The organism is Microcystis sp. M49636_WE2 (assembly GCF_030065375.1).
Lineage (GTDB): Bacteria > Cyanobacteriota > Cyanobacteriia > Cyanobacteriales > Microcystaceae > Microcystis > Microcystis aeruginosa_C.
Genome location: NZ_JASJFG010000260.1, coordinates 1 through 4,859, shown reverse-complemented (window position 1 = coordinate 4,859; position 4,859 = coordinate 1). Strand labels below are relative to the sequence as shown.

Annotated in this window: 7 protein-coding genes and 1 pseudogene; 5 read left to right on the top strand and 3 right to left on the bottom strand. The window is 41.2% G+C overall.

What is annotated here, in order from left to right:
* Positions 1-45: 45 nt before the first annotated feature.
* On the bottom strand, positions 46-348 hold the full coding sequence (locus PX484_RS06330) for an element excision factor XisI family protein (protein WP_002784929.1): 303 nt from the start codon (positions 346-348) through the stop codon (positions 46-48).
* Positions 333-752 (bottom strand): XisH family protein, encoded by a 420-nt coding sequence (locus PX484_RS06325; protein ID WP_287766936.1) that lies wholly within the window; start codon positions 750-752, stop codon positions 333-335. The genes PX484_RS06330 and PX484_RS06325 overlap by 16 nt, the downstream gene beginning before the upstream one ends.
* A gap of 430 nt (positions 753-1,182) precedes the next feature.
* On the opposite strand from PX484_RS06325, the gene PX484_RS06320 reads away from it, so the two are divergent.
* Positions 1,183-1,653, top strand: coding sequence for a DUF7919 family protein (locus PX484_RS06320; RefSeq protein ID WP_223211113.1), 471 nt, complete (start codon positions 1,183-1,185; stop codon positions 1,651-1,653).
* Between the two features lie 277 nt (positions 1,654-1,930).
* Positions 1,931-3,208: a Shedu anti-phage system protein SduA domain-containing protein gene (locus PX484_RS06315; RefSeq protein WP_043997803.1), complete on the top strand. Its 1,278-nt coding sequence runs from the start codon at positions 1,931-1,933 to the stop codon at positions 3,206-3,208.
* A gap of 277 nt (positions 3,209-3,485) precedes the next feature.
* On the opposite strand, the gene PX484_RS06310 is transcribed toward PX484_RS06315, so the two are convergent.
* Positions 3,486-3,677 (bottom strand): hypothetical protein, encoded by a 192-nt coding sequence (locus PX484_RS06310; protein ID WP_002801578.1) that lies wholly within the window; start codon positions 3,675-3,677, stop codon positions 3,486-3,488.
* Here PX484_RS06310 and PX484_RS06305 point away from each other — a divergent pair.
* The 3 genes and pseudogenes from PX484_RS06305 to PX484_RS06295 all read left to right on the top strand — a co-directional run.
* Positions 3,674-3,994, top strand: a pseudogene (locus PX484_RS06305) (transposase); the annotation flags it as partial. The gene PX484_RS06310 and the pseudogene PX484_RS06305 sit on opposite strands and share 4 nt — an antisense overlap.
* Before the next feature lie 147 nt (positions 3,995-4,141).
* Positions 4,142-4,591, top strand: coding sequence for an FHA domain-containing protein (locus PX484_RS06300; RefSeq protein ID WP_287766938.1), 450 nt, complete (start codon positions 4,142-4,144; stop codon positions 4,589-4,591).
* Between the two features lie 154 nt (positions 4,592-4,745).
* Positions 4,746-4,859, top strand: a 114-nt coding sequence (locus PX484_RS06295) for a DUF4278 domain-containing protein (RefSeq protein WP_288103176.1), incomplete at its 3' end; no start/stop codon positions are given.

Genomic DNA, 4,859 nt, shown 5'->3' with positions numbered 1-4,859 from the left:
TTCCTAACATTCATTGCGATATCGCTAAGGTGGGTAATGCCTGCCTTACTCTAGGGAAAGTCCAGTAATAATATCTTCTGGGGGAATCCCAGCTTGAATTAAATTGGTTGTTAATCCTTCTTCAAGATTATCATCTTCAATAACAATTTTATTTTTCAATAAACGAGCGTGAAATAAAATTGTATTAATCCATGCTTCTTTTTCCCAACCAGTCATAATTATTAAAAAGTTGCCTGATTCTGGATCACAAACTGGGGTAATTTTAAGGGTTTGTAATCGAGGTTGCATCGCCGACTCTTTTCTGATAACTTGAGTCAGAATATCGGCATAATTTACTGTGTTATCCATTCGCAAATTATCTCCTTTTGAGGATTATAAATAATTAAATTGATTCTATTACGTTTAATAACCAGTTGGAAAATAGCTTTTTTGAAGTGTTTTAAATAAACCGCTTGACTAATGCCCAAAAAAAGTTTTCTTTCAGGTTCTTGTGAATCTAAAGCCCATTGGTATAATTGAAGTTGTCCTATTGTTTTTTCTAATTCACTGATAACTGAAGGCGTATCAAAGTCTTTGATTTCTACGGCAATTTTACGTTCTTCTTTTTCCGCAGCAAAAAACTTTTCTGCTCCTAAATAAGCTTTAAGCAAGGTTTTTTCTAAGGTTAGAATTAAAGGATCATCAGTGATTTTCCAACTCTCTTTTTCTAAAGTATGACGTAATGATAAATGTAGATCGTCTCGTCTGGACATCCTTATAAACCCTGCTTAAGAGGTTCGATTTCTATTCTACTACAGTTCGCCCTAATTCGGATTTATTATGACCGAAAAAGCGGTAAGGTGGGCAATGCTCACCCTACTATTTCTATTTTCGCTTGGTCAGGCTAGAGACTAACCCTAATCCTCCTAATCCTAACAAGGCAACAACGGAACTCAGTGCAGATCTGGTAGGGTGTGTTCCCTCATGCAAGTCCTACCGCTGCAGCGATAGATTTGAATGATTATAAGCTAAAAACATCTAGGCACAGCGACGGACGGGAGTGCGATCGGTTATGATCGAGTTGTAAATTTTTGTTACGAAGTGCAGTCAGATTGAACAATTGGTGCCACAATCTTCGGGGAAAAGCTGATGTTATTTCGGCTGATTGTCAGCAATCTAGCTAAAGGAATTCGAAAGACTGCGATGACCTACTATAAAGACCTGACTCCCTACGAATATTTTGCCAGGCATGAACCGCCTGTACTAAGAGGTGAGCGTATGCTAACCACTCTCAATGTTGGTTGGCTCAGCGGCAACAAATCCTATTCAAAGGGGGAAACTTCTCAAGAGTTCAAGGATACACTGTTCCAACTCTGTCTGGACGAATACATCGTTAATATTGCTCGTGGGTTTCATGTATGCGAATTGTGCCGTGACATTTCCTATGAACAATGGTGCGTACCACGATATGGGGAAAAGACTCATTGGCTCAACATCGGAACTGGCGAGCTCCGTGTGATTGGCCAATCTGCCATCTACGCTGCGCCTACACTCATCTATCATTACGTTGTGGAACACCAGTATAAGCCACCAGACGAATTCATCGAAGCCGTTGTTACGGGTCCTTCGCCAGAGTCAGAAGAATACCAAGCTCTCCGAAGAAAATTTCATTGATTCAAGTAAATGATATAGCGTTTCCTGTTCGCAAGAGGTACATTATTGATGTTGAAAAGCTTAATCAGCAAAGGTTTAATTGTGCCACATAGATGTGAGAACCGCTATAATAATCTAAAAACGTCTAGGCACAGCGACGGACGGGAGTGCGATCGGTTATGATCGAGTTGTAAATTTTTGTTACGAAGTGCAGTCAGATTGAACAATTGGTGCTGCAACCTTGCGGAAAAATTAGAATCTCAGCAGCGCTTGCTTACCACTAGCTTTATAGTCATTCATGCTTATCAAATCCCTAAAGGAGCTTCATGAGTCCTTGTTGGCACTTGTAGAAGCGCCGAATCAGAAAGAAGAACATTACCAAAAGTGGTTTGAAAATAACCGGATGATATTCTCTGTACTTGGTTTTTCGGAGGAAATACCTCACCCTTGCTCAATCAACATTGAAGGAGAGGAATACATCCCTGACTTCTTGGCAAGAGACTGTAGCGGTAGCTGGTTTGTCTTTGAACTCAAGAGGCCAGATATTAAAGTCCATACACAGAAAAACCGGCGTAGGACTTTCTATCGAGATTTTGAGTCATACATCTCTCAATGCAATGAGTATTCACTCTTTTTTGAGGAGACGGATAATCGAAACTTTATGAAGACAAAGTATGGGATCACCGTTCAGAGACAAGTACATAGCATACTTGTGGCATCAAGAGATGATTCGCTTGATAAACATTGGGTTCACGACGAAATTGTTAGGAATAGAAATTCAAGAATAACCTTGTTGACGTTTGATGATATTCTTTCATCTATCGAAAATCAAATCAGGCTTCAGGAGTCTCCACTGCTTCATCTACAAGGAGTTTCAGGTGCTGTACTCTTTTCGCATTGTGATCCAATAACTACACCTCAAGATCAATACCTGCTTGATTTTGGCAGTGATCCTATGAACAAAGTCTCGGTAGGATTCAATGCAAATTCGGTTTTTGTAGATATTACGATCAAAGGAAAATGCGTATCAACCAGAAGGCCTTTCTTATTCGTACTTGGGAATAAACCAAATCTACTTTACTTTCGGGTTGGTCTATCTGATTCATGTACACATATATCATTATCAATGAATGGCACTGAATCCATTGACAGAGTATTTGATCCCATGCACATAAAGACCGAATCAATTCACAATATCGTATGCGGATCTGACGTGATGATGAAGACACCCGCAAGCTCAATAATGTATGAGGTTATTGTCTATGCTTGTATACTCGATCATAAAGAGAAAGAGCAGCTCCTTTCATACTTTAACCAGAGATATCAATACTATCTCTCTCCACTAGCGATTCATCCCTTGCCTGGAATATTATTTGACGGCTTGAAAAGCCTGTACACCCCCGGCCATCCTTTTTCGACTGACAAAAAAATATCAGGAAAAAGTATTCTTTCAAATAAGATGTTAGGCTGGTACGATGCTGCGGGTGGAAACTTAACACTTTCTGACGGAAGTACTCCGCTGCCTGCGCCATATCTTGCGCAGCCCAAAGCCATGCCTCCTTACTCCTCTAACTAACCTGTAGTAGCTGTAGCTGTAGGGTGTGTTCCCTCATGCAAGTCCTACCGCTGCAGCGATAGATTTGAATGATTATAAGCTAAAAACATCTAGGCACAGCGACGGACGGGAGTGCGATCGGTTATGATACTAAATCCGTTGAGTATAGGCTATATATCAGGAGAGGCACTCATGCAAGAGGCAAAAGGCAAAAGGGGGAATAAATAATCAGTCTTTAATAACCGGATTTAGTATCAGACTTGAATTGGCCTATTGGTGGGGGTTTCATCCCGTCGCACTAAGCACTTCGGGTCTTCACCCCGACATTTGAGATAAATTCTGGCGGCAAGGAAATGACCGATTCTTGGTCAGGAGAGACAATGACAGGCAAAATAGCTTGATGGTGATAGGTTACCTTCCCTTGTTTCGAGGTGCTTTGTTGAGCAACGAGGACAACTAATTTTCTCTGAACTATAGTACTGAGTAGCATCTGGGATTGATGTCGGATTAAAGTTTTTCTTAGTAGATAGCGAAGGCAATCAAGTTGATTGTCCGAAATATTACAGAAAAGCTGAAAAACAACTAAACCGATTAAACAAGAAAAAGTCGAAGAAATACCGGAAGGGTAAAAAACAATCTCGTAATTATCACAAAGCTAGAAAGCGATATGCTCGGAAACATTTAAGAGTAAGTAGGCAACGAAAAGATTTTGTCAAGAGTGTGGCACTCCGTTTAGTTAAGTCTAACGACTTAATCGCTTATCTTGCCCTATCCACGTCTGTTAGACTTCTGATAAGAACGAATCACACTAGAACCCTATATCTTTGATTATCAAGGCTTCGGCCGTGAGACTTCGGCCTGATCTCAGACGAACGCTCAGTCGAACAGTTTCAGCTTCGGTAAAACTGAGGGCTTCGGCCGTGAGATCAGCCGAACGGTCTTCACCTGACATTTATGATAGAATTCACCCTGTTCACAGCCTCTATCGTGCCGACAACAGTCACCGTGATCACTTTAACTCTTTTGCACCCCAATCAGGCCACGCCCCTACAACATTGGCAATTTGACAATGATCAGTCAACCATTCTCATCGGCAGGGCGCTGGATAATCATGTGGTTCTCTATAGTGCTGTGGTTTCGAGGCGGCACCTAGAAATCCGCCATAATGATCAGGGTGATTGGGAATTGGAAAATTTAGGGACAAATGGGACGTTTCTCAATGGCAAACCGATCGAGAAAACCGCCGTCGTCGATGGGATGGTGGTTCGTTTAGCCACCTCTGGCCCGCAAATTCAAATTCGTCTCATCGATGAGGACGAGCAACCAAAATTAATCCTCAAACCCCTAGAGGCTCTTTTGGCGGACGACCCCATCCAGCCGGAAAAGGATACTATAGCCAGCTAAAAAATATTAAATTTTTATAAAGTTTTTTCAATTTCCCTAGCAAAATGTAAAAATAGATACAGAATAAGAAATAAAATCTTCTAACTTGTTGTCCCTAAATAGAGACGACAAGAGAGATTAAAGTCACTTTAAAGCATTGCAGGGAGTCGGTGATATGACGTTAGCCTATCGAGGAGTTAAGTACGAAAGGGATTCTCTCCCCTTGGAGATGAAGACCGGAGATATCGGGGGTAAATACCGAGGTCAAGACTGGAATCACCATTATCCT